General features: G+C 72.3%; 22 protein-coding genes and 1 riboswitch. Of the genes, 11 read left to right on the top strand and 11 right to left on the bottom strand.

What is annotated here, in order from left to right; translation table 11 throughout:
• Positions 1–8: 8 nt before the first annotated feature.
• From ACIPK4_RS00565 to thrC, 3 genes are all read right to left on the bottom strand, one after another.
• Positions 9–212 (bottom strand): cold-shock protein, encoded by a 204-nt coding sequence (locus ACIPK4_RS00565; protein WP_005315736.1) that lies wholly within the window; start codon positions 210–212, stop codon positions 9–11.
• Between the two features lie 380 nt (positions 213–592).
• Positions 593–871 (bottom strand): MoaD/ThiS family protein, encoded by a 279-nt coding sequence (locus ACIPK4_RS00560; RefSeq protein ID WP_054225731.1) that lies wholly within the window; start codon positions 869–871, stop codon positions 593–595.
• A 36-nt stretch (positions 872–907) separates the two neighbouring features.
• Positions 908–2,197 carry a threonine synthase gene (gene thrC, locus ACIPK4_RS00555; protein ID WP_402308020.1) on the bottom strand — a complete coding sequence of 430 codons (1,290 nt, stop codon included), beginning with the start codon at positions 2,195–2,197 and terminating at the stop codon, positions 908–910.
• Between the two features lie 17 nt (positions 2,198–2,214).
• Positions 2,215–2,364, bottom strand: a riboswitch (SAM riboswitch).
• 195 nt (positions 2,365–2,559) lie between these two features.
• Between thrC and ACIPK4_RS00550 the strand changes: the two genes are divergently transcribed.
• Together ACIPK4_RS00550 and ACIPK4_RS00545 are read left to right on the top strand one after the other, a co-directional pair.
• Positions 2,560–3,537, top strand: a complete 978-nt coding sequence (locus tag ACIPK4_RS00550; protein WP_402308017.1) for a glucosyl-3-phosphoglycerate synthase — start codon at positions 2,560–2,562, stop codon at positions 3,535–3,537.
• 45 nt (positions 3,538–3,582) lie between these two features.
• The gene (locus ACIPK4_RS00545) at positions 3,583–5,049 is read left to right on the top strand and encodes a trehalose-6-phosphate synthase (RefSeq protein WP_402308014.1); all 1,467 of its coding nucleotides are present in this window, start codon (positions 3,583–3,585) and stop codon (positions 5,047–5,049) included.
• Positions 5,050–5,117: 68 nt separating this feature from the next.
• Here the strand turns inward: ACIPK4_RS00545 and otsB are convergent, their stop codons facing one another.
• From otsB to ACIPK4_RS00530, 3 genes are all read right to left on the bottom strand, one after another.
• The gene (gene otsB / locus ACIPK4_RS00540; protein WP_402308011.1) at positions 5,118–5,966 is read right to left on the bottom strand and encodes a trehalose-phosphatase; all 849 of its coding nucleotides are present in this window, start codon (positions 5,964–5,966) and stop codon (positions 5,118–5,120) included.
• A gap of 99 nt (positions 5,967–6,065) precedes the next feature.
• The gene (locus ACIPK4_RS00535; RefSeq protein ID WP_402308008.1) at positions 6,066–6,302 is read right to left on the bottom strand and encodes a DUF3263 domain-containing protein; all 237 of its coding nucleotides are present in this window, start codon (positions 6,300–6,302) and stop codon (positions 6,066–6,068) included.
• Between the two features lie 61 nt (positions 6,303–6,363).
• Complete coding sequence (locus ACIPK4_RS00530) at positions 6,364–7,665, bottom strand: extracellular solute-binding protein (RefSeq protein ID WP_402308005.1); 1,302 nt, start codon at positions 7,663–7,665, stop codon at positions 6,364–6,366.
• A gap of 199 nt (positions 7,666–7,864) precedes the next feature.
• On the opposite strand from ACIPK4_RS00530, the gene ACIPK4_RS00525 reads away from it, so the two are divergent.
• The 3 genes from ACIPK4_RS00525 (at position 7,865) to ACIPK4_RS00515 (ending at position 10,959) form a co-directional block, all read left to right on the top strand.
• The gene (locus ACIPK4_RS00525; RefSeq protein ID WP_402309041.1) at positions 7,865–8,797 is read left to right on the top strand and encodes an ROK family protein; all 933 of its coding nucleotides are present in this window, start codon (positions 7,865–7,867) and stop codon (positions 8,795–8,797) included.
• The gene (nagA, locus tag ACIPK4_RS00520; protein ID WP_402308002.1) at positions 8,797–9,948 is read left to right on the top strand and encodes an N-acetylglucosamine-6-phosphate deacetylase; all 1,152 of its coding nucleotides are present in this window, start codon (positions 8,797–8,799) and stop codon (positions 9,946–9,948) included. The genes ACIPK4_RS00525 and nagA overlap by 1 nt, the downstream gene beginning before the upstream one ends.
• 93 nt (positions 9,949–10,041) lie before the next feature.
• Complete coding sequence (locus ACIPK4_RS00515; RefSeq protein WP_402307999.1) at positions 10,042–10,959, top strand: 1-phosphofructokinase family hexose kinase; 918 nt, start codon at positions 10,042–10,044, stop codon at positions 10,957–10,959.
• Positions 10,960–10,972: 13 nt separating this feature from the next.
• Here the strand turns inward: ACIPK4_RS00515 and ACIPK4_RS00510 are convergent, their stop codons facing one another.
• Both ACIPK4_RS00510 and cdgB read right to left on the bottom strand, forming a co-directional pair.
• Positions 10,973–11,980, bottom strand: a complete 1,008-nt coding sequence (locus tag ACIPK4_RS00510) for a CBM35 domain-containing protein (protein WP_402307996.1) — start codon at positions 11,978–11,980, stop codon at positions 10,973–10,975.
• Between the two features lie 68 nt (positions 11,981–12,048).
• Entirely contained in the window at positions 12,049–13,764 is a 1,716-nt protein-coding gene (cdgB, locus tag ACIPK4_RS00505; RefSeq protein ID WP_402307994.1) for a diguanylate cyclase CdgB, read from the bottom strand.
• 314 nt (positions 13,765–14,078) lie between these two features.
• On the opposite strand from cdgB, the gene ACIPK4_RS00500 reads away from it, so the two are divergent.
• Entirely contained in the window at positions 14,079–14,648 is a 570-nt protein-coding gene (locus ACIPK4_RS00500; RefSeq protein WP_402307991.1) for a flavin reductase family protein, read from the top strand.
• 23 nt (positions 14,649–14,671) lie between these two features.
• Here ACIPK4_RS00500 and arfB read toward each other — a convergent pair whose 3' ends face one another.
• Positions 14,672–15,097, bottom strand: coding sequence for an alternative ribosome rescue aminoacyl-tRNA hydrolase ArfB (gene arfB, locus ACIPK4_RS00495; protein ID WP_402307989.1), 426 nt, complete (start codon positions 15,095–15,097; stop codon positions 14,672–14,674).
• Positions 15,098–15,265: 168 nt separating this feature from the next.
• On the opposite strand from arfB, the gene ACIPK4_RS00490 reads away from it, so the two are divergent.
• Positions 15,266–15,841, top strand: coding sequence for a TerD family protein (locus tag ACIPK4_RS00490; RefSeq protein ID WP_054225743.1), 576 nt, complete (start codon positions 15,266–15,268; stop codon positions 15,839–15,841).
• Between the two features lie 341 nt (positions 15,842–16,182).
• Positions 16,183–16,698, top strand: a complete 516-nt coding sequence (locus ACIPK4_RS00485) for a GNAT family N-acetyltransferase (protein ID WP_402307986.1) — start codon at positions 16,183–16,185, stop codon at positions 16,696–16,698.
• Here ACIPK4_RS00485 and ACIPK4_RS00480 read toward each other — a convergent pair.
• Together ACIPK4_RS00480 and ACIPK4_RS00475 are read right to left on the bottom strand one after the other, a co-directional pair.
• The gene (locus ACIPK4_RS00480) at positions 16,695–18,128 is read right to left on the bottom strand and encodes a M1 family metallopeptidase (RefSeq protein WP_402307983.1); all 1,434 of its coding nucleotides are present in this window, start codon (positions 18,126–18,128) and stop codon (positions 16,695–16,697) included. The two genes, ACIPK4_RS00485 and ACIPK4_RS00480, sit on opposite strands and share 4 nt — an antisense overlap.
• A 91-nt stretch (positions 18,129–18,219) precedes the next feature.
• Entirely contained in the window at positions 18,220–18,777 is a 558-nt protein-coding gene (locus tag ACIPK4_RS00475) for a heme-binding protein (protein ID WP_054225746.1), read from the bottom strand.
• Positions 18,778–19,300: 523 nt separating this feature from the next.
• Between ACIPK4_RS00475 and ACIPK4_RS00470 the strand changes: the two genes are divergently transcribed.
• The 3 genes from ACIPK4_RS00470 (at position 19,301) to ACIPK4_RS00460 (ending at position 21,656) form a co-directional block, all read left to right on the top strand.
• Complete coding sequence (locus tag ACIPK4_RS00470; protein ID WP_402307980.1) at positions 19,301–20,422, top strand: sensor histidine kinase; 1,122 nt, start codon at positions 19,301–19,303, stop codon at positions 20,420–20,422.
• Positions 20,419–21,042, top strand: coding sequence for a response regulator (locus ACIPK4_RS00465; protein ID WP_402307977.1), 624 nt, complete (start codon positions 20,419–20,421; stop codon positions 21,040–21,042). The genes ACIPK4_RS00470 and ACIPK4_RS00465 overlap by 4 nt, the downstream gene beginning before the upstream one ends.
• A gap of 110 nt (positions 21,043–21,152) precedes the next feature.
• Positions 21,153–21,656, top strand: coding sequence for a hypothetical protein (locus tag ACIPK4_RS00460; protein WP_054225793.1), 504 nt, complete (start codon positions 21,153–21,155; stop codon positions 21,654–21,656).
• Positions 21,657–21,659: the final 3 nt, after the last annotated feature.

The following is a 21,659-nucleotide window of genomic DNA, read 5'->3' as shown; positions in this document are numbered from 1 at the left end:
CGCCGGGACTAGACGGCGAGCTTGACCATGTCCGCCTGCGGACCCTTCTGGCCCTGCGAGATCTCGAACTCGACCCGCTGACCCTCTTCAAGGGTGCGGTACCCGTCCATCTGGATGGCGCTGTAGTGGACGAACACATCCGCACCACCGTCGACCGCGATGAAGCCGTAGCCCTTCTCCGCGTTGAACCACTTGACGGTGCCCTGAGCCATGCCTAACTCCCCTATTACTGGCCCTTGCGCGGGACCGCACTTCGCGGTCCCGGGTCAGAACTTGCGCCGGAACGCCTCGACCGGGGCTGAATGTATCTGCACCGCTGCTGTCTGCAACAGGTCAATCCGACGAGAAATCTGGACATGGGGATACATTGAAATAGAGTGAAAAGTTGGCATATTCCCGGGCAACTCGGACCCGGCATATCTCGCCAAAGCCCCATACCGCACGCGCACATTGACTCAATGTCAACCCTCACGCGACCCGCTCATATGCGGCGGGCAAGTCCAGCGGAGGGGACTTCCCCAACTCTACCGCGCCCAACCAAGCAGAATTACCCCCTCCGCTTTTACCGGAGGGGGTAATTCAGGTTCTTGCGTCAGCAGCCGCCGGCGACGGCGGGAATGATCGACACACCCGCGCCGTCCGGCGTCACCGCGTCCAGACCGCCCTCGAAGCGCACGTCGTCGTCATTGACGTAGACGTTCACGAAACGGCGCAGCTTGCCCTGGTCGTCCAGGACGCGCGCTGCGATGCCCGGGTGGCTCGCCTCCAGGGACGCGATGACCTCGGAGAGGGTCGCGCCCTCGGCCGTGACCTCGGCCCGGCCGCCGGTGTAGGTGCGCAGGATGGTGGGGATGCGGACGTTGACGCTCATGGCGCTACTGCCTTTCCGGTAGGGCGAGGGGGATGGTCAGGCCAGGCCGGCGGCGCGGAACGCGTCCAGGCTCGGGCGGATGGTGGCGGTCTGCCCGCTGTCCGCGGCCACCGCCTCCAGGGTCTTGAGGCCGTCACCGGTGTTGAGGACGACCGTGGTCAGCGCCGGGTCGAGCTGCCCGTTCTCGATGAGCTTCCTGGTCACGCCGACGGTCACGCCGCCCGCGGTCTCGGCGAAGATGCCCTCGGTCTGCGCCAGGGTCTTGATGGCCTCGACGACCTGCTCGTCGGTGACGTCCTCGACGTAGCCGCCGGTGCGGCGGGCGATGTCCAGGACGTACGGGCCGTCGGCCGGGTTGCCGATGGCCAGCGACTTGGCGATGGTGTTCGGCTTCTGCGGGCGGACCACGTCGTGGCCGGCCTTGAAGGCGGTGGACACCGGGGAGCAGCCCTCGGCCTGGGCGCCGAAGATCTTGTACGGCTTGTCCTCGACGAGACCGAGCTTGATCAGCTCCTGCAGACCCTTGTCGATCTTCGTCAGCTGCGAGCCGGACGCGATCGGGATCACGATCTGGTCGGGCAGCTGCCAGCCGAGCTGCTCGCAGATCTCGTACGCCAGGGTCTTGGAGCCCTCGCCGTAGTAGGGGCGCAGGTTGACGTTGACGAAGCCCCAGCCCTCGCCCAGCGGGTCGCCGATGAGCTCGGAGCAGAAGCGGTTGACGTCGTCGTAGTTGCCCTCGATGCCGACGAGGTCGCCGCCGTACACACCGGCCATGACGACCTTGCCCTGCTCCAGGTCGTGCGGGATGAACACGCAGGAGCGGAATCCGGCCCGGGCGGCCGCGGCGCCGACTGCGCCGGCCAGGTTGCCGGTGGAGGAGCAGGAGAGGGTGGTGAAGCCGAAGGCGCGGGCGGCCTCGACGGCGATCGCGACCACGCGGTCCTTGAAGGAGTGCGTCGGGTTGCCGGAGTCGTCCTTGACGTACAGCTTGCCGGTGACGCCGAGCTCCTTGGCCAGGTTCTGCGCGTCGACGAGCTTGGTGAAGCCGGGGTTCAGGCTGGGCTTGGAGGCCACGTCCGCGGGGACGGGCAGCAGCGGGGCGTAGCGCCAGATGTTGTCGGGGCCGGCCTCGATCGCGGCGCGCAGCGCCTCGACGTCCTCGGGGGACCCGGTACCGATGGGGAGGTCGTAGGCGACTTCCAGCGGACCGAAGCACTCGACGCAGGCGAAAATGGGTCCGAGTTCGAAACGGGTACCGCACTCCCGACACGAGAGGCCGGTGGCAGGTCCGAGGTCGACAGAGGTGGCAACAGTCTGTGCAGCCATGATGGCGAGGCCCTTTCTCCTCATCTTCCCCATGGCGCACTTCGCCATGAGACGGAATTGGCACCTTCCCTAGCCGGGGACCCCGCTGCCGCAAGCAGGCGTGAGAACCGACTGGAGGGTTGCCGGGGCTTCAACGGGCCGTGTCCCTCTGCCCCTCTGGATGAGCGGTATGGCACCGGATCGCGCGCTCCATGGCGCGGCCGGGCGTTTGTCCGCGGGGACCCCCGGCATGCGGTGGTCCTTCGCGTTGTTCAAGACTGTAACTGAAGGTCCGGGTGGTTGAGACAGCCGTCCGAACCGCGAGATGGATCACTTTTCGGCTGAAAATGCCGAGCGCCGACGATGACCGAGGAGTGCCGAACGTGCTGGAAGAGGTGGAGCGCTGGTTTGCGGACCGCTCCTGGTCCGCGGCCGACCGACCGCTCGACCAGCTGCTTTCCGCCAAGCGGGCGGCGGGCACCACGGTCAGCGTCGTCCTGCCCGCGCTCGACGAGGAGGAGACGGTCGGCGCCATCGTCGAGGTGATCCGGCGCGATCTGATCGACGGGCCGGCGGTGCCGCTCGTCGACGAGCTGGTCGTGATCGACTCGGGCTCCACCGACCGGACCGCGGAGGTGGCCGCGAAGGCCGGGGCCCGGGTGGTGCACCGCGACGAGATCCTGCCGCGGATCCCGGCCCTGCCCGGCAAGGGCGAGGTGCTGTGGCGCTCGCTGCTGGTGACCACCGGCGACGTCGTCTGCTTCGTGGACGCCGACCTGCGGGACTTCTCGTCGGCGTTCGTGTCCGGGATCGTCGGCCCGCTGCTGACGGAGCCGGACGTGCAGTTCGTCAAGGCGATGTACGACCGCCCCTTCGGCGCGGACGCCGACGGGCCCGCCCCCGGCAAGGTCCCCGCCCAGGGGGGCCGGGTGACCGAGCTGGTCGCCCGGCCGCTGCTCAACCTGCACTGGCCGCAGCTGGCCGGGTTCGTGCAGCCGCTGGGGGGCGAGTACGCCGTGCGCCGCTCCCTGCTGGAGCGCCTGCCCTTCCCCGTCGGGTACGGCGTCGAGCTGGGCCTGCTGGTCGACGCGCTGCACACCGTCGGGCTGGACGCGCTGGCCCAGGTGGACGTCGGCGTACGGCTGCACCGCCATCAGGACGGCCGGGCGCTGGGCCGCATGGCCGCGGCGATCTACCGCACGGCCCAGCTGCGCCTCTCGCGCGGGCACCTGGTGCGCCCGGAACTGACCCAGTTCGAGCGCGGGCCGAACGGGTTCGTGCCGCGGACGTACCCCGTGGACACGGAGGAGCGGCCGCCGATGGCCGAGGTCAAGGAGTACTCCGGCCGCAGGGTGGCGTGAGGGAACGGACGTTTGAGCGGGTGGGCCCCGGGCTAGGTTCGCGGCATGGCTTCCCAGGTACTCGTTGCAGCGAACCGCGGCCCGCTCTCCTACGTCCTCGCCGACGACGGCACCCTCACGGCCCGGCGCGGCGGTGGCGGTCTCGTCTCCGGCCTCTCCGCCGCCCTCGCCCGGCAGCCGGAGGCGCTGTGGATCTGCGCGGCGCTGTCGGACGCCGACAGGGAGGCGGTCGGCCGGGGCGTCTCCGAGCCAGGTGTCCGGATGCTGGACATCGATCCCACCACGTACGACGACGCGTACAACGGCATCGCGAACTCGGTGCTGTGGTTCACCCACCACCACCTCTACGACGTCCCGCGCGAGCCGGTCTTCGACGCGGGGTTCCGGCGGCGCTGGGACTCGTACACCGCCTACAACCGGGCCTTCGCCGAGGCCCTGGCCGAGGAGGCCGCCGAGGGCGCCTCGGTCCTGGTGCAGGACTACCACCTGGCACTGGTGCCGGGGCAGCTGCGCGAGCTGCGGCCCGACCTGCGCATCGCGCACTTCACGCACACCCCGTGGGCCTCGCGTGACTTCCTCGCCATGCTGCCGGACGACGTGCGCGGGCAGCTCGTGTGGGGCATGCTCGGCGCGGACCAGCTGGGCTTCCACAGCTGGCGCTGGTCGGCGGAGTTCATCGCCGGGGCGGACCGGGACGACGCGGTCGGCATCGCGCAGCCGCACCTGCCCAGCGGCTCCCCGGAGCGCGGGGTGTGGCACCGCACCTACGCCGCCGACGGGTCCGGCCTCGGTCCGCGGCGCTTCACGGAGGTGCGGCAGTACCCCCTGGGCGTCGACGCGGACGATCTGCGCGCACTCGCGCACCGGCCGGTGGTGGACGACAAGCTGGCCGCCCTGCGGGCCGAGGTCGGCGACCGGGCGACGATCGTCCGCGTGGACCGCACCGAGCTGTCGAAGAACGTCCTGCGCGGGCTGCTGGCCTACCGGGAACTGCTCATCACGCACCCCGAGTGGCGCGAGCGGGTGGTCCACCTGGCCTCGGCGTACCCGTCACGGCAGGACCTGGAGGTCTACCGGGCGTACACGCAGTCGGTGCGGGAGCTGGCGGCGGAGATCAACGCGGAGTTCGGGACGGCGGACTGGCAGCCGGTGCTGGTGTCCGTCGAGGACGATTTCGCGCGCTCGCTGGCCGTGTACCGGCTGGCGGACGTGGCGCTGGTCAACCCGGTGCGGGACGGGATGAACCTGGTGGCGAAGGAGATCCCGGTGGTGTCGGAGGCGGGGTGCGCGCTGGTGCTGTCGTCGGGGGCGGGGGCGTACGAGGAGCTCCGCGAGGAAGCGCTGACGGTGAACCCGTACGACGTCACGGCGACGGCCCAGGCCCTGCACGCGGCGCTGTCCATGCCGGCGGGCGAGCGGCTGGAGCGTACGAAGCGGCTGGCGGCCGCGGCCACGGCGCTCCCGCCGACGGACTGGTTCACGGCCCAGCTGTCCGCTCTGTGCGGGGCCTGAGGACCGGCGCATGCGCGGGGGCGGCGCCCCCGCGCATGCGCCCCCCGGGCGGCGCCGCGCCCGGTCCGTCAGTCGCGGATGGCCTCGGCCAGCGCGGAGAGGAAGGCGACCACCTCGGACGGGCCGTTCAGGACCAGGTCGGCGCGGGAGGCGAGTTCGGGGACCTCGGCCGATCCGCTGGCGACCAGCAGTCCCGGCATGCCGTCCGTCCGCAGCTTCTCCACCGCCGCGTACGCCGCGAGGTCGCCCAGGTCGTCCCCCGCGTAGAGCACGGCTTCGGCGCCCGTCTCGGCCAGGTACTCGGTCAGGGCCACGCCCTTGTCCATCCCCGGCGGGCGCAGCTCCAGCACCGCCCGTCCCGGCTCCACCATCAGCCCGTGGCGCGCCGCCAGCTCGGCCAGTGGTTCGCGCAGCGCGGCGAAGGCGGCGTCCGGGTCGGAGGCCCGCCGGGTGTGGACGGCCAGGGCCCGGCCCTTCTCCTCGATCCAGGTGCCGCGCCAGGCCCCGATGGAGTCCAGGAAGCCGGGCAGCTCCGCCCGGACGGCGGCGACCCCCGGGTGCTCGGCCGGGGCGTGGACGATGCCGGTCACCGCGTCCCAGCGTTCGGCCCCGTAGTGGCCGAGGACCACCAGGTGTTCCAGTCCGGCGGCGCCGGCGAAGCCGCCGTAGCGGACCGCGACCCCCGCCGGGCGGCCGGTGATCACGGCCACGGAGGCGACCTTGGGGGCCAGGGCGGACAGCGCCGCGACGGCTCCGGGGTGGGCCCGTGCCTGGTCCGGGTCCGGGACGATGTCGGCGAGGGTGCCGTCGAAGTCGAGTGCGACCACGGAACGGCGCGGTACACGGAGGATGGCTTCGAGTCCCTCGCGCCCGGCGGCGGTGACGGGCATCGGCATGCTGTGCGGATGGCTCCCCATGGGGACGACCCTAACGAACCCGCCGGGTCACGGCTACGGCGCGCGCGCCCCGTACCTGGCGGGGGTGGCGCCCCGGACCTGGCGGGGGGCGCCCCGGAGTCAGCGCCGGGCCCGCTGTGCTTCGCGGATGCGGCGCAGCCGGTTGACGGTGCCGGGGGCGTGGGCCAGGGCCCGCGGGTCGTCCATCAGCACGTTGAGCAACTGGTAGTAGCGGACCGGGGTCATCCCCAGCCCTTCCCGTATCGCGCGCTCCTTGGCCCCGGGCCCGGGCCAGGTGCGTGCCTCGTACGCGAGGACCGCGGCCTCGGTGGCCGTCAGCCCCTCGTCGTCCGTCATACCGCCAGATTAACGCCGCCCTCCGACAGCGGGCCGGGGCGGGCGCCCCGGCCCCGGCCGGTCAGTGGGCGTCGGCCTTGCGGGCCGACTCGGCGATGTTCTCCAGGACCTTCGCCGGCTGCCCGCCCGGCTGCACGGTCTTGCCGATGTTCTGCTTGACGTCCTCGCTCACACCGGCCCAGGACTTCTTGCCGACCGGGTAGAGGCGGGCGTTCGGCAGGGCCTGCAGGAACGTCTTGAGCTGGGGCGCCGCACCGCCGGTGCTGGAGTCCATAGCCCGGTAGCCGCTGGTCGTGACCGGCAGCAGGTCGTACTTGTTGGTGAAGGCCGTCACGTTCTTCGCCTGGTACAGGTAGTCGAGGAACTTGCCGGACTCCTTGCGGTGGCCGTTCTTGAAGGCCATCACCCAGTCCGCGACGCCCATCGCGGGGTGGTCGGTCCCGTCCTCGCCCGGCAGGGCCACCATGCCGAACTTCACGCCCTTGGCCGCCGCCTGCTTGACCAGCGTGGGGTGGCCGTTGAGCATGCCCACCTCGCCGCGCGTGAAGGCGTCGAACGCGGCCTGGCGGTCCGTCTTCGACGGCTCCGAGGGGCCGGTCAGCCCCTGGCCGACCATCTTGTCGCGCAGGAACTCGAAGGTCTTGACGTTCTCCGGGGAGTCGATCGCGTAGGCCTCCTCGTTGTCGGTGTAGCCACCGCCGCCCGCGAGCATCCACATCATCGTCTCGGCCTGCGCCTCCTCGCGGCCCAGCGGCAGCGCGAAGGGGGTCGCCACGCCCGCCGCCTTGAGCTTCTTCGCGGCGGCCTCCAGGTCGGCCCAGCTCTTGGGCTGCCAGCCGGCCTTGGCGTCCTTGGCGATGACACCGGCGTCCGTGAGCAGCTTCTCGTTGTAGAAGAGCAGGCGGGTGCTGGCCACGAACGGCATGCCGTACTGGACGCGCTTGACCTTGCCCGCGTCGGCGAGCGGTGCCAGGAAGTCGGCTTCCGTGGTGACGGAGAGCAGCTCGTCGGCCGTGTAGAGCTTGCCGGCGTCCGCGTAGTCGGCGTAGGCGCCGATCTGCGCGATGTCGGGGGCCTTGCCGGCCTTGACCATGGCGGCGACCTTGGCGTCGACCTCGGACCAGGAGTAGACGCTGACCTCGACCTTGACGCCGGGGTGGTCCTTCTCGAAGCCGGCGGCCAGGTCCTTCCAGTACCCCGAGGAGGAGTTCTGCGGATTGTCCCCGTAGTCGGCCGCCACGACCCGCAGGGTCACCTCGTTGTCCCCGGTGAGGCTCCCCACGGCTCCGCAGCCGGTCAGTGCCGCGGCGGTCAGGCTCAGCGCGGCTCCGGTCGCGGCCAGGCTCAGGTAACGGCCCTTCACAGTTCTCGATCCACCCCTTGTTGTACGTACGATCCACGTAAGGTCTACACCACTTTGGCGCCTCGTCCACATCCGGGAACGCACCGTGTCCGGCCGGTGGCGCAGCCGCGCTCCCGAATTTGTATGGCAGCTCAACAATCCCCTCCAATGGACTAGACCTTTCCCCGCCGAACACGCGAGACTGTCACCTGTGAAACCCGTGAAACACGTCATCGCCCTCGATGTGGGCGGCACCGGGATGAAGGCCGCCCTCATCGCCGACGAGGGCACCCTGCTCCACGAAGCGCGCCGCGCCACCGGCCGCGAACGGGGCCCCGACGCCGTCGTCGAGACGATCCTGGAGTTCGCCGCCGAGCTCTGCGAACTCGGCCGCGAACGCTTCGGCGTGCCCGCCTGCGCGGCCGGCGTCGCCGTCCCCGGCATCGTCGACGCCGAGAACGGGATCGCCGTCTACGCGGCGAACCTGGGCTGGCGCGACGTACCGATGCGCGCCCTGCTCAGCAGACGCCTCCACGGCATCCCGGTGGCCCTCGGCCACGACGTGCGCACGGGCGGACTCGCCGAGGGCCGCATCGGCGCCGGCCGCGGCGCCGACCGGTTCCTGTTCGTCCCCCTGGGCACCGGCATCGCCGGCGCCATCGGCATCGCCGGCCGCATCGAGGCCGGCGCCCACGGCTACGCGGGCGAGATCGGCCACATCGTGGTCCGCCCCGGCGGCCCCGCCTGCGGCTGCGGCCAGTACGGCTGCCTGGAGACGCTCGCCTCCGCGTCCGCCGTCAGCCGCGCCTGGGCCGGCGCCTCCGGCGACCCCGACGCGGACGCCGCGGACTGCGCCAAGGCCGTCGAATCCGGTGACGGGCGCGCCCGCGAGGTGTGGCTCGCCGCGGTCGGCGCCCTCGCCGACGGCCTGGTCACCGCGATCACCCTGCTGGACCCGCGCACGCTGATCATCGGTGGCGGCCTCGCCGAGGCGGGGGAAACCTTGTTCACACCACTACGGAAGGCCGTGGAGGAACGCGTGACGTTCCAGCGGCTGCCCGACATCGTTCCGGCGGCCCTCGGGGACACCGCCGGATGCCTGGGCGCAGGGCTGCTCGCCTGGGACCTACTCGCCACGGAGGTACCTGCCTGATGTCCGGAAGCGCACACAGCACCGTTCTCTCCGGCGCCAGGGTGGTCCTGCCCACCGGGACCGTGGCGGGCGGCCGCGTCATCGTCGACGGTGACCGCATCGCCGGCAGCGCCGGCGAGGGCGCGAGCACCGTCGACCTGTCCGGACACTGGCTCGTCCCCGGCTTCGTGGACATGCACAACCACGGCGGGGGCGGCGCCTCCTTCACCTCCGGCACCGCCGAGGAGGTCCTCAAGGGCGTACGCACCCACCGCGAGCACGGCACCACCACCCTCGTCGCCTCCACCGTCACCGGCGACCTCGACGAACTGGCCCGCCGCGCCGGCCTGCTCGCCGAACTCACCCAGCAGGGCGAGATCGCGGGCATCCACTTCGAGGGCCCGTTCATCAACCCCTGCCGCAAGGGCGCGCACAAGGAGGAACTGCTGCGCGACCCCGACCCGGCCGAGGTCCGCAAGCTGATCGACGCCGCCCACGGCGCCGCCCGCATGTTCACCCTGGCCACCGAACTCCCGGGCGGCCTGGACTCCGTACGGCTGCTGGCCGAACACGGGGTCATCGCCGCGATCGGCCACACCGACTCCACGTACGACCAGACGCGCCAGGCCATCGACGCCGGCGCGACCGTGGCCACCCACCTGTACAACGCGATGCCCGCCATGGAACACCGCGCCCCGGGCCCGATCGCCGCACTGCTGGAGGACGAGCGGGTCACCGTCGAGCTGATCAACGACGGCACGCACCTGCACCCGGCCATGCTGGAACTGGCCTTCCACCACGCGGGCGCGCACCGCGTCGCGCTGATCACCGACGCGATGGACGCGGCCGGCTTCGGCGACGGGATCTACCACCTGGGACCGCTGGAGGTCGAGGTCAAGGAGGGCGTGGCCCGCCTGGTCGAGGGCGGCTCCATCGCCGGCTCGACGCTGACCCTGGACACCGCCTTCAAGCGGTCGGTGACCCTGGACAGGCTGCCCGTCGAATCCGTGGTCCAGGCGATCTCCGCCAACCCCGCCAAGCTGATCGGCCTGTACGACGAGGTCGGCTCGCTGGAGCCCGGCAAGTACGCCGACCTGGTCGTCCTGGACGCCGAGTTCGACGTCAAGGGCGTCATGCGGCGCGGCGAATGGATCGTCGACCCGCTGGTCTGAGCGGGTACCGCAGGCAAGCGGGCAGCCCCGGGACTGGGCCGCCCGCACTCCTGTTTGGCATGATCCCGGCACACACCGAGACCGGGGCCTGCCATGATCCTCACCGTGACGCTCAACACCGCACTCGACGTCACCCACCATGTACCGAAGCTGATTCCGCACGCCTCGCACCGGGTCACCACCGTGACCGAGCGGGCCGGCGGCAAGGGCCTCAACGTCGCCCGCGTACTGGCCGCCCTCGGCCACGAGGTCACCGCGACCGGCTTCGCGGGCGGCCGCACGGGCGCCGTCGTACGCGAACTGCTCGCCGAGTCACCGCGGGTGACGGACGCTCTGGTGCCCTGCGCGGGCTCCACCCGGCGCACACTGGCCGTCGTCGACCGGACCTCCGGTGACACCACGCAGTTCAACGAGCCCGGCCCGCAGATCGGTTCCGCGGAGTGGACCGCCTTCCTCGGCCGCTACGAGGCCCTGCTGACCGGCGCCGCCGCGGTCGCCCTCTGCGGCAGCCTCCCGCCCGGCGTGCCCGTCGGCGCGTACGCCACCCTCGTACGGTCGGCCCGCGCGGCCGGCGTGCCGGTCCTCCTGGACACCAGCGGGGAGGCCCTGCGCCGCGGGGTCGCCGCCCGCCCCGAGATGATCAAGCCGAACGCCGCCGAGCTCGCCGAGCTGACCGGCTCCCGCGAGCCGCTCCAGGCCACCCGCGACGCCCGCCGCCGCGGCGCGCACGCCGTGGTGACCTCGCTCGGCCCCGGCGGGCTGCTGGCGGCCACCGCCCACGGAACCTGGCAGGCGGCCCCACCGCGCGCCCTGACGGGCAACCCGACCGGAGCCGGGGACTCCGCCGTCGCGGGCCTCCTGTCGGCCCTCACGGAGGGCCTGGACTGGCCGGACCGGCTGACCCGCGCGGTGGCCCTGTCCGCCGCCACCGTGCACGCCCCGACGGCGGGAGAGTTCGACCCCCGCACCTACGAACAGGTACGGGGGTCGGTGACGCTGACGACGCGTTGAGCCGCCGGGCCGCTCAGCCCTTCTCGAGCCAGAGCTGGTCGAGGTTGACCTCGCATTGGTTGCCGGCCTCGCACGAGATCTTGATCGTGTTCGTGCCCTGCTTGAGCGTCACGAGCGACCAGGTGTTGGTCCAGCCCTTGTCCCACTCACCCGGCTTGGCCTGGCTGAAGTTCTTCATGTTGATCGGCCGGGACTGCGCCTCGCCGTTGACGGTCAGCGTGGTGCTGGCGTCCTTGCCCGGCACCCCGTAGACCATCTTCAGCTTGTACTGGCCCGCCTTGGCCACGTCCACGGTCCAAGTCGCCGCGGCACCGGGGGCGTTCAGGCCGCCCACGTACTGGCCGCCCGTACTCTTGGCGCCCGCCACCGTGCCTTCCAGGTGCGCGCCGCCGGTCAGGGACATGCCCGCGCCCGAGGCGTCCGCCTTGGGCAGCGGCGCGTCCGGGGACGCCGAGGTGCTCGGCTGCGCGGACTGCGAGTTCTGCGGCTGCGCGGACTGCTGCCCACCCGCCGTGCCGCCGCTGTCCTTCGCCTTGTCCTTGTCGTCGCCGCCGAAGGCCAGGGCCGCACCGATGCCGATCACGACCGCGGCGACCACCGCAACAGCCGCGATGAGCAGGCCCTTGCGGCTGGAACCGCCGCTTCCGCCGTGACCGCCCGGAGCGGGGATCGTCGTGGTGGTCTGCCCCTGCTGCGGCGGAACCCCGTAGCCGCCCGCCTGGAGGGCTTCCGGGGCCTGGTACTGGGCCTGGTAGGCCGGCGGCTGCGGCTGCGGCTGCGCCGGAACCTGGCCGCGCTGACCGCCGTACGTCCGCTCCCCGACGGTGCGCACCTGGTTGTACGAGGTACGGGGGACACCGGGCTGCCCACCGCCCGTCGGGCCGGGGTAGCCGTATCCACCGCCCTGCGTGGGCGGGGTGGCTCCGGCGGCCTGGCCGTCCGCGTAGAGATAGCCGAACGGATCGTCGTCCTCGGGCTGGTTCGCCCCACTGTTCGGGCCGTGGTTCGCGGGCGTCGTCATCGCAGGTCACTCCTTTCGACCCACGGGAGCCTACCCCGAACACGTGCACCCACGGGCGGCCGATCGCCTCAGCCGGCCCGGCGGTGCGCCTTGGAGCGGGACCTTTTCTCGATGTACATCCGCTGGTCGGCCGAGCGCAGGACTTCGTCCGCGGACATGCCGCAGCTGGCCCAGCCGATGCCGAAACTCGCGCCCACGCGCACCGCGCGGCCGTCCACCCGGATCGGCGGGATGATCGCGTTGCGCAGCCGCACGGCCAGGTCGGCGGCGTCGGCTGCGCCCAGGCCGTCCGCGAGGACGACGAATTCGTCACCACCCAGCCGAGCGACGGTGTCACCGTCCCTGACGCCCGTCGTCAGCCGCCGGGCCACCTCGATCAGGACCGCGTCACCCGTGTGGTGCCCGAACCGGTCGTTGATCGACTTGAACCCGTCGAGGTCGCAGAAGAGCACCGCGAGCCCCTTCGTCCCGTCGTCGACGTCACTCGCGGGCGCCACCGTGTGCACGTGGTGGTCGTACGGGCCCACGCCGGCGCCGGGCGTCCCGGGAGCGCCGGGCACCCCGGGGGCGGCCGGGAACTCGAACGGCTCGGGGAAGGCGTCGGGCTGGAAGCCGTGCTCACCGGTGGCGGTCCCGCCGCCCGTCCCGCCGCCGTGGCCCTCGTAGGCCGCGTCGAGCGCCTCGACGGCGGTGGCACGCACCGACTGCGGCCTGCGGCACAGCCGCGCGCCCAGCCGGGAGCGCAGTTCGGCGCTGTTGGGCAGGCCGGTCAGCGAGTCGTGGCTGGCCCGGTGGGCGAGCTGGAGCTCGTGCCGCTTGCGCTCCTCGATGTCCTCGACGTGCGTGAGCAGGAAACGCGGCCCGTCGGCGGCGTCCGCGACGACGGAGTTGCGCAGCGAGACCCATACGTACGTGCCGTCGCGCCGCCCCAGCCTCAGCTCGGCCCGCCCGCCCTCGGCGGAGGTCCGCAGCAGGGTTCCGATGTCCTCGGGGTGGACCAGGTCGGAGAAGGAGTAGCGCCGCAGCACGGAGGCGGGCCGGCCCAGCAGCCGGCACAGCGCGTCGTTGGTCCGCAGCAGCCGCCCGTGCTGGTCCCCGCCCATCTCGGCGATGGCCATCCCGCTGGGCGCGTACTCGAAGGCCTGCCGGAACGACTCCTCGCTCGCGCGCAGCGCCTGCTGTTCACGCTCCAGCCGGACCAGGGCCCGCTGCATGTTCGCGCGAAGCCGTGCGTTGCTGATCGCAATCGCCGCCTGGAAGGCGTACATCTGGAGCGCTTCGCGGCCCCACGCGCCGGGCCGGCGCCCGTTGCGCGGTCTGTCCACCGAAATGACACCCAGAAGTTCCCCGCCGGACGCATACATGGGGGCGTAGAGCCGGTCCTCGGGGTGCCACTCGTCCTCGAAGCGCGGATCGGGGCCGTCGGTGTGCCACTGGGGCACGTCGTCCTCCAGCAGGACCCAGCCCTCGGTGTGCGGGATAAAGCGCAGCCCGTCCCAGCTCTCACCCATCATCAGGCGGCGCTCCCAGGAGGCGCGGGAGCCGACGCGGCCGGTGATGAGGGCCTCTGCTGCGGGGTCGCCCGCGAAGGCGGCGACGACGAGATCCCCGTCAGGGCGTACGAGGTTGACACAGGCGAGTTCGTAGCCGAGGCCCACGACGATGCCGTCCACGACGGTCTGCAGGGTGTCCGCCAGGCTCCTGGCCGTGTTGAGCTCGGCCACCACCTGGTGAAGCTGCCGCAGGGTCGCAAGACGGACGTACGGCTCCGACTCGGTCTCCATTGCTCGCTCTCCCCGAGACCTCGACAGCAACTCCAGGTTTGTCATCGGCGTTTCGTTGCGGTGTCCCGTCCACTGAATCACAGTGAGCTGTGCGACAGGTACGCAGGGTCAACAAATCTTGCCCTCTGTGACTCAAGTCACATGAGATGAATAAAGGTAAGCGATGGGGCCTTCGACGCCTGGGAGCGCTCCCCCACATTCCCGGAAGCGAACGATACGCCCGGGGCCCGGGGCGGCCTAGGTCAACGGGCCGGGACACGGCTCGGACTCGGGCCCGATGTGCGGCGCGGGAGGGCGAGACTAGCGTTCCGAACGTGCCGAAGACGACCCCCGTACCCCTGACGATCCCCTCCACCCCTCATCCTGAGGGCGTGAGCAACGACGAGTTCCGGGCCGCGATGTCCCGACTGGCGGCCGGCGTGTGCCTGATCACCGCGCACGAGGTCCCGCTGACGCCGGACGGCCCGGGAGGCGAGGACGTCGGCATGACGGCCACCGCCTTCATGTCCGTGTCGCTGGACCCGCCGCTGGTCCTGGTGAGCCTGCGCGAGGGCTCCCGGATGGACGACCTGCTGGCCGAGCAGCCCCTGTGGGCGGTGTCGGTCCTCGCCGACCACCAGGTGCAGGTCGCGAGCCGCTTCTCGATGAAGAACCGCATCAGCGACCGGCTGCTCTTCGCGGACCTCCCGCACGTCCGCGGTGAGATCTCGGGCGCCCCGCTGCTCTCGGACGCCCTGGCCACCCTCGAATGCCGTACGGAGAACCGCGTCGAGGCCGGCGACCACACCCTGGTCATCGGCCGCGTCCTCGGTTCGGCCCTGCCGAACCCCGACTCCCCGCCGCTGACCTACTTCCGCGGCCGCTACCGCCACCTGTCGGGCTGAGCCCCCGGCCCGGGGACGGGGGCCTACCAGTCGCGGCCGGTGCGTCCCCGCTTGGTCTCGGCCCGGGCCTTCTTCTCGCGCAGCCGCCGCTCGTTGATCCCCCGCGGGATCTTCGTGGCCCGGCGGGCCTTGGGCGGCGGCGCCGTGGCCTCCGCCAGCACGGACGCCATCCGGACCAGCGCCATCTCCCGGTTGCGGAACTGCGACCGGTGCTCGGAGGCCCGTACGGTCAGCACCCCGTCCACCAGCCGGCCGGCGAGGCGCTCCAGCGCCCGCTCCTTCCACACCTCGGGCAGCGCCTTCGTCGCCGCCACGTCGAACAGCAGCTCCACGCGGGAGTCCGACGTGTTCACGTGCTGGCCGCCCGGCCCGGAGGACCGCGAAAAGCGCCAGGCGAGCTCCGCCTCGGGGAGCACGACCGAACCGCGGATGACATAGGGACCAGGCATGCCCCCATGATCCCGCCCCGCGCGGTGCCCGTCACGCGTATTTCCGCACCGACCGCAGGACGAAACGCGGGCGGTGGAACCTGGCGGCCCCCTCCCTGCGTTATGAAGGTCAGCGGTACCTTGGCCACGATCTCGCGGCCATGCGAAGAGGAAGGGACACCAGTCAAAATGGCAGTAAGCCTGTCCAAGGGCGGCAACGTCTCGCTCACGAAGGAGGCCCCGGGCCTCAGCGCGGTCACGGTCGGCCTCGGCTGGGACGTCCGTACGACGACCGGTGTCGACTTCGACCTGGACGCCTCCGCCATCGCGGTCAACGCGACGGGCAAGGTCGTCTCCGACGGTCACTTCGTCTTCTTCAACAACAAGTCCACCCCGGACCAGAGCATCGTCCACACCGGTGACAACCGCACCGGCGAGGGCTCCGGCGACGACGAGTCGATCAACGTCAATCTCGCCGCCCTCGCGGCCGACGTCGACAAGATCGTCTTCCCGGTCTCCATCTACGACGCCGAAGCCCGCAGCCAGAACTTCGGCCAGGTCCGCAACGCGTACATCCGCGTCGTGAACCAGGCCGGCGGCGCCGAGATCGCCCGCTACGACCTCTCCGAGGACGCGGCCACCGAGACCGCCATGGTCTTCGGCGAGCTCTACCGCAACGGCGCCGAGTGGAAGTTCCGCGCGGTCGGCCAGGGTTACGCCTCGGGCCTGACCGGCATCGCCCAGGACTTCGGCGTCAACGTCTGAGTCCTCACCGGGATCGAAGCCCCCTCCCGGCCGTCCGTGGAGGGGACTTCGCCCTCAGGCCAGGCCTCGGGCCCGACTTCGGGCACGGGCGCGGCCTCGGGCGCGGCCTCGGGCGCGGGCGCGGGCGCGACTTCAAGCCCGGCCTCGACTTAGGGCCCGGCTTCGGGTGCGGCCTCGGGCGCGGCCTTGGGCGCGGGCGCGACTTCAAGCCCGGCCTCGACTTCGGGCGCGGCCTCGGGCGCGGCCTCGCGCGCGACTTCGGGCCCGGCCTCGGCTTAGGGCCCGGCTTCGGGCGCGGCCTCGGGCGCGGCCTTGGCTTCGGCTTCGCTACGGTTCGGCGGGTGATCCTCCAACCGCTCGTCCCCGTGGACGGCGCCCTGCCCGGCCCGGTCCTGACCGAGATCGCCGCGATCTACGCCACCAACCGCGCCTTCTTCGAGCTCAGCGGCGATTTCCCCGACCCGGCCCGCATCACCGTCGAGCAGGTCGCCGCGGCCCTCGCCGACGAACTCGCCCACGACGGCGCCCAGGTGCTCCTGGCCCGCTCGGCCGGCCGTCTGGTCGGCCTGGCCGCCACCCTCGCCCACCACCCCGACCCGGCCTCCGCAGACCCGGACCCGTGGATCGGCCTGCTCCTCGTCGACGCCACCGCGCACCGTGCGGGATACGGACGCACCCTCGTGGCCCTCGTCGAGGACGGCTTCCGCGCCGTCGGACGCACCGGCCTGCGGATCGCCGTGCTCGACGCCAACACCGCCGGCCTGGCGTTCTGGCAGGCCCAGGGCTACACCGCCCTGCGCCACGCCAAGGACCGCGAACACGGCCGCGACTGCACGGTGCTGCGCAAGGCGCTCTAGGGGTGCCCGGCGGACGGCTGCCCGGGCCGGCCCTCCCCGTACAGCCACACGTCCCAGATCTTCTTCAGGTCGTGGCCCGTCGTCCGCTCCGCGTACGCGGTGAAATCGGCCGTACTCGCGTTCCCGTACCGGTGGTCGGCGGCCCAGCCGCGCAGCAGGGCGAAGAACTTCTCGTCGCCCACCTCCTGGCGGATCCGCTGCAGCACCATCGCGCCCCGGTAGTACACCGGCGCCTCGGAGATGTCTTTCGCCCCGGGCGGATCGGCGGGCGGGAAGGCGGCCCAGTCGGAGCCGGCGTCCTTGTCCACCGCGGTGTCACCGGTGAGGAAGGCGTCGAAGTGCTGCTGCGCGGTGGTCCCGCCGTGGTCCTCCGACCAGAGCCATTCGGCGTACGTCGCGAAGCCCTCGTTGAGCCACATGTCCTTCCAGGACTTCGGCGACACCGAGTCACCGAACCACTGGTGGGCCGTCTCGTGCAGCACCAGCTTCTCGTCGGGCGCACCGGAGAAGACGGGTTTCGTCTGCGTCTCCAGCGCGTACGAGAGGGACTCGGCCGGCAGTACGATCGCGCCGGCCGTTCCGAACGGGTACGGGCCGAACCTGCGGCTGCCCCACTCCACGATCTCCGGCAGCCGGGCCAGGGCCGGGGCACTGGCGGCCGCCTCCGCCGGGTCGACGGCCTCGCACAGCGCGACCCCCGAAGGGGTGCGCCCGGTCGTCACCTTGAACTTCCCGATCGCGGCGGTGGCCAGGTAGCTCGCCATCGGCTCCGGGCTGTGCCACACGAACTCGGTCCGGCGCCCGTCGGCGCTGTCGGTGCGGGAGCGCAACTCGCCGTTCGAAACCGCCTCGTACCCCTTGGGCACGGTCAGGGTGATGTCGTACGTGGCCTTGTCGCTGGGGTGGTGGTTCCCGGGGAACCAGGCCATCGACCCGATCGGCTCGCCGACCCCGACGGCGCCGTCCGCGGTGGTGATCCAGCCCTCGTGGGACCCGTCGGCATCCGTGATCGGCTTCGGCTTCCCGTGGTAGTCGACCTCCGCACGGAAGACCTCGCCCTTCTTGAGGTCCGTGGCGGGACGCACCGTCAGCTCCCGCCCGGTGCGGTTGAACCGGGCGCCCCTGCCCTGCACGGTGACGCCCTCGACGTCCAGGCCGGCGAGGTCGAGGTTGAAGGAGCTCAGCCCCTGCTCCGCGCGGGCGGTGATGACGGCGGTGCCGTCCAACTGCCCGTCGGCGGGGTCGTAGTCGAGGTCCAGGCCGTAGTGCTCGATCTGGTAGCCGCCGTTGCCCGCCTTGGGGAAGTAAGGGTCGCGCAGCCCGGACGCACCCGGCCGCCCCTGCACCGTGCCGGCCGTACACGCCGTGGTGAGGGCGAGCAAGGCGGCGGCGGCAGGGACGGCGAGGCGGGAGAGCGCGCGGTGTTCCACGCGCCCGATCCTATGGGGGCCCGATGTGACGGTTCGGGCGGTTTCCCGCGGAAGGCCGGATGCCGCGGGAAGGGTGGCTGTCGGGTGGCTGTTACTTGTCGAGCGCGTCGGCGCCGGCCTTGGCGAACTTCTCGTCCAGGTCGCCGCTGGGGGCGCCGGCCACGCCGATGCCGGCCACCGGGGCACCCTTGGCCTGCACCGGGGTGCCACCGCCGAGGAAGAGGGTGCCGGGGATGTCCTTCAGGTTGGGGGTCTGGGCGAGACGGCCCGCGAGCACCGAGGTCGGGGCGTTCCAGGACACGGCGGTGAAGGCCTTGCGCTGCGCCGACTCGTAGGACTGCGGGCCCGCGCCGTCGCCGCGCAGGGTCACGATGGTGTTGCCGTTGCGGTCCACGACCGCGACCGTCACCTTCTGGTTCTCCTTCTGCGCGGCGTCCAGCGCGGCCTGGGCGGCGCGGGTGGCGGCGTCGACGGTGAGGTGGGTCGTGGTGGTGAAGTTCTTCTCGTCCGCCCCGCCGTCCTTCTTCGCGGAGGCGGCGGCCGGGGCGGTCTCGGCCTGCGCGGCGCTGGCGCTGACCGCGCCGAAGGTCCCGGCGCCGAGCGCAACGGCGAGGGCGGTACCGGTGAGGATGCGGGTGCGGGTGTTCATCTCTGCTGCTCCTGGGTGCGTCGGCTGAGTACGTCGGCTCGTTGTGCTGCTCCAAGCCTGGGGCGGTACCCGGCGCCCGCCCGTCCCCGTACCGGCTCGCGGCGGCTGCCGGACCGGATGACCCGGGGGTCATCCGATCGGTCGATGCGGACCGGGTACGGGTACGGATTGGCTGGTCAGCGCCATCGCGCCCGACCGGGCACGATGGAGGAGCCAGCCACCGACCCGGGAGCCCACTGTGACCCACGAACCGCCCCCGGCCTCGGACCGGGACCGGGACCGGGACCGGGACCGGGACCGGGACCGGGACCGGGCAGGAGATCCCGGCGGACCCGGCACGCCGGGTGCGGCCGACCGGCCCGGGGCAGCCGGCACACCAGGAGCAGCCGACGGGCCCGGGGCAGCCGACGGGCCCGGGGCAGCCGGCACACCAGGAGCAGCCGACGGGCCCGGAGCGGCCGGCGGGCCCGGAGCGCTCGGGGCCGGTGCGCGGAAGGCGGATACGCGGGTCCTCGCAGCGGTCATGCACACCGCGTTCTTCCTGCTCCTCGGCGCCTCCGTGGCCCGCTTCCTGCTGCGCCACCCCGGCTCGCCCAGCACCCCGTGGATCATCGCCCTCAGCATCACCCTGGCCCTGCTGTACGTACTCGGCCCGGCGCTCGGCGCCGCCCCCACCCTGCGCCGCCTGATCTGGCTCGGACTGGTCGTGGCCACCTGGGTGGTCCTGGTCGTCCTCGCACCCAGCTTCGCCTGGTGCGCGGTCCCCCTCTTCTACACCGCGCTGCGTACCCTGCCGCCCCGCGCGGCGATCGTCCTCGTGGCCCTCCTGACGGTGTTCGTCGTCGCCGCCCAGCTCAAGCTCTCCGACGCCTTCGACCCGAACCTCCTGCTGGCCCCGCCCGCGATCGCCGCCCTCGCCACCGCCGTCTTCGTTCACATGGAGCGCCAGGCCCAGTCCCAGCGCGCCCTGATCGACGACCTGATCCGCACCCGCCGCGAGCTGGCCGCCACCGAACGCCGTGAGGGCACCCTCGCCGAACGGCAGCGCCTGTCGATGGAGATCCACGACACGCTCGCCCAGCACCTGTCCAGCCAGCAGATGCTGCTCCAGGCCGCGGACCGCACCTGGGACAGCGACCCGGCCACCGCCCGCGCGCACGTCCGCACCGCCACCGGCATCGCGGCCCGCGGCCTCGCCGAGGCCCGCCGGCTCGTCCACGACCTGGCCCCGCCGGAACTCGAAGGCGGCGGCGGGCTCGCCGACGCCCTGCGCGCGCTCGACGCCGGCCCCGGCATCGACGTCCGCTTCCACCTGGAGGGCACCCCGGCCCCGCTGCCGGACCGCGTCCAGTCCGCGCTGCTACGCATCGCCCAGGGCGCGCTGGCCAACGTCCGCGAGCACGCCCACGCCCGCACCGCGGCCCTGACCCTCAGCTTCCTCGGGGACCAGGTCGTCCTCGACGTCGCCGACGACGGCGAGGGCCTCACCGAGCCGCGCGGCGCCGGACCGGCCGGGGACCGCGGGCACGGGCTCCCGGCGATGCGCGCCCGCGTCCGCCAGCTCGGCGGCACCCTGACCCTCGAATCCTCCCCCGGCGAGGGCACGGTCCTCTCCGCGGCGATCCCCCTGGAGCCCACCGGATGACGACGACGATCCTGCTCTGCGACGACCACGCCGTGGTCCGCGCCGGCCTGCTGGCCCTGCTGGCCAGCGCGCCCGGCATCGAGGTCCTGGGCGAGGCCGGCAGCGGCGAGGAGGCGGTGGCCCTGGCGGCGAAGCTGCGCCCGGACGTGGTGCTGATGGACCTCCAGCTGGGCGAGGGCATCGACGGGGTCGAGGCCACCCGCCGCATCACGGCGGTGACCGACCCCCCGCACGTCCTGGTCCTCACGACGTACGACACGGACGCGGACGTCACCCGGGCCATCGCGGCGGGCGCCACCGGCTACCTGCTGAAGGCGGAGCGCCCGGAGGAGCTGTTCTCCGCGATCCACTCGGCGGCGGCGGGCCGCACCACGCTGTCCCCGCCGGTGGCCAGCCGCGTTATGGCCCGCATGCGGGGTTCGCGCCCGACGCTGACGGACCGCGAGCTGGACATCCTGGGCCAGCTGGCGCGGGGGCTGGGCAACCGGGACATCGCCCGGGCGCTGTTCATCAGCGAGGCCACGGTCAAGACCCACCTGGGGCGCATCTACGACAAACTCGGCGTGGACACCCGCGCGGGGGCGGTCTCCGTGGCGAAGGAGGAGCGCCTCCTGCCCTGACGGCAGCGGGATCCGGACAGCAAGCGGGGGTGTCCGGACAACCCCGCCCGCGCCCGCCCCCGCCGGCACCCCGTCCCCCGTACCCGCCCCACCGTGACACCATCGGGTACGTGCTCGACATCGGCTACTCCCTCTCCCGGCGCTTCCCGGACCCCCCGCAGACCGACTACCGCTCGGCGGACGTCCACTCCCTGCGCCACGACCTGTTCTGCGGGGACGTCTACCTCGCCGACACCACCAAGGACCGGGAAGTGTCCACAGCCTGGGGATGGGTGCCCGTGCTCGACTTCGCCTGGGCACTCTGCGACATCGTCGAACAACTCGACCAGGACCCCCGCGGCAGCCGCTCCGCCCACCGCCAGTACGCCGAACTCGACTTCACCGAATCCACCGACCGCATGCTCTTCGAGCGCCGCTTCGGCTGGGTCGACATCGAAGCCGACTGGATGCCGGCGGAAGAGGAACCGCTGACCTTCAGCCACCGCCTGCTGCGCCGCGAAGCCCGCGACTTCCTCCACGACCTCGTCGCCGACCTCATCGACATGCACGACGGGCTCGCCGACAACCCCGCCATCTGGACCCTCCAGGCCCGCTTCCCCCGCGTCCCCGCCTGACCC

The organism is Streptomyces sp. NPDC086989 (assembly GCF_044745505.1).
In the GTDB taxonomy this organism is placed as follows: Bacteria; Actinomycetota; Actinomycetes; order Streptomycetales; family Streptomycetaceae; genus Streptomyces.
The sequence above is the reverse complement of the archived record's forward strand: the minus strand, read 5'-3'. Positions and strand labels throughout refer to the sequence as shown.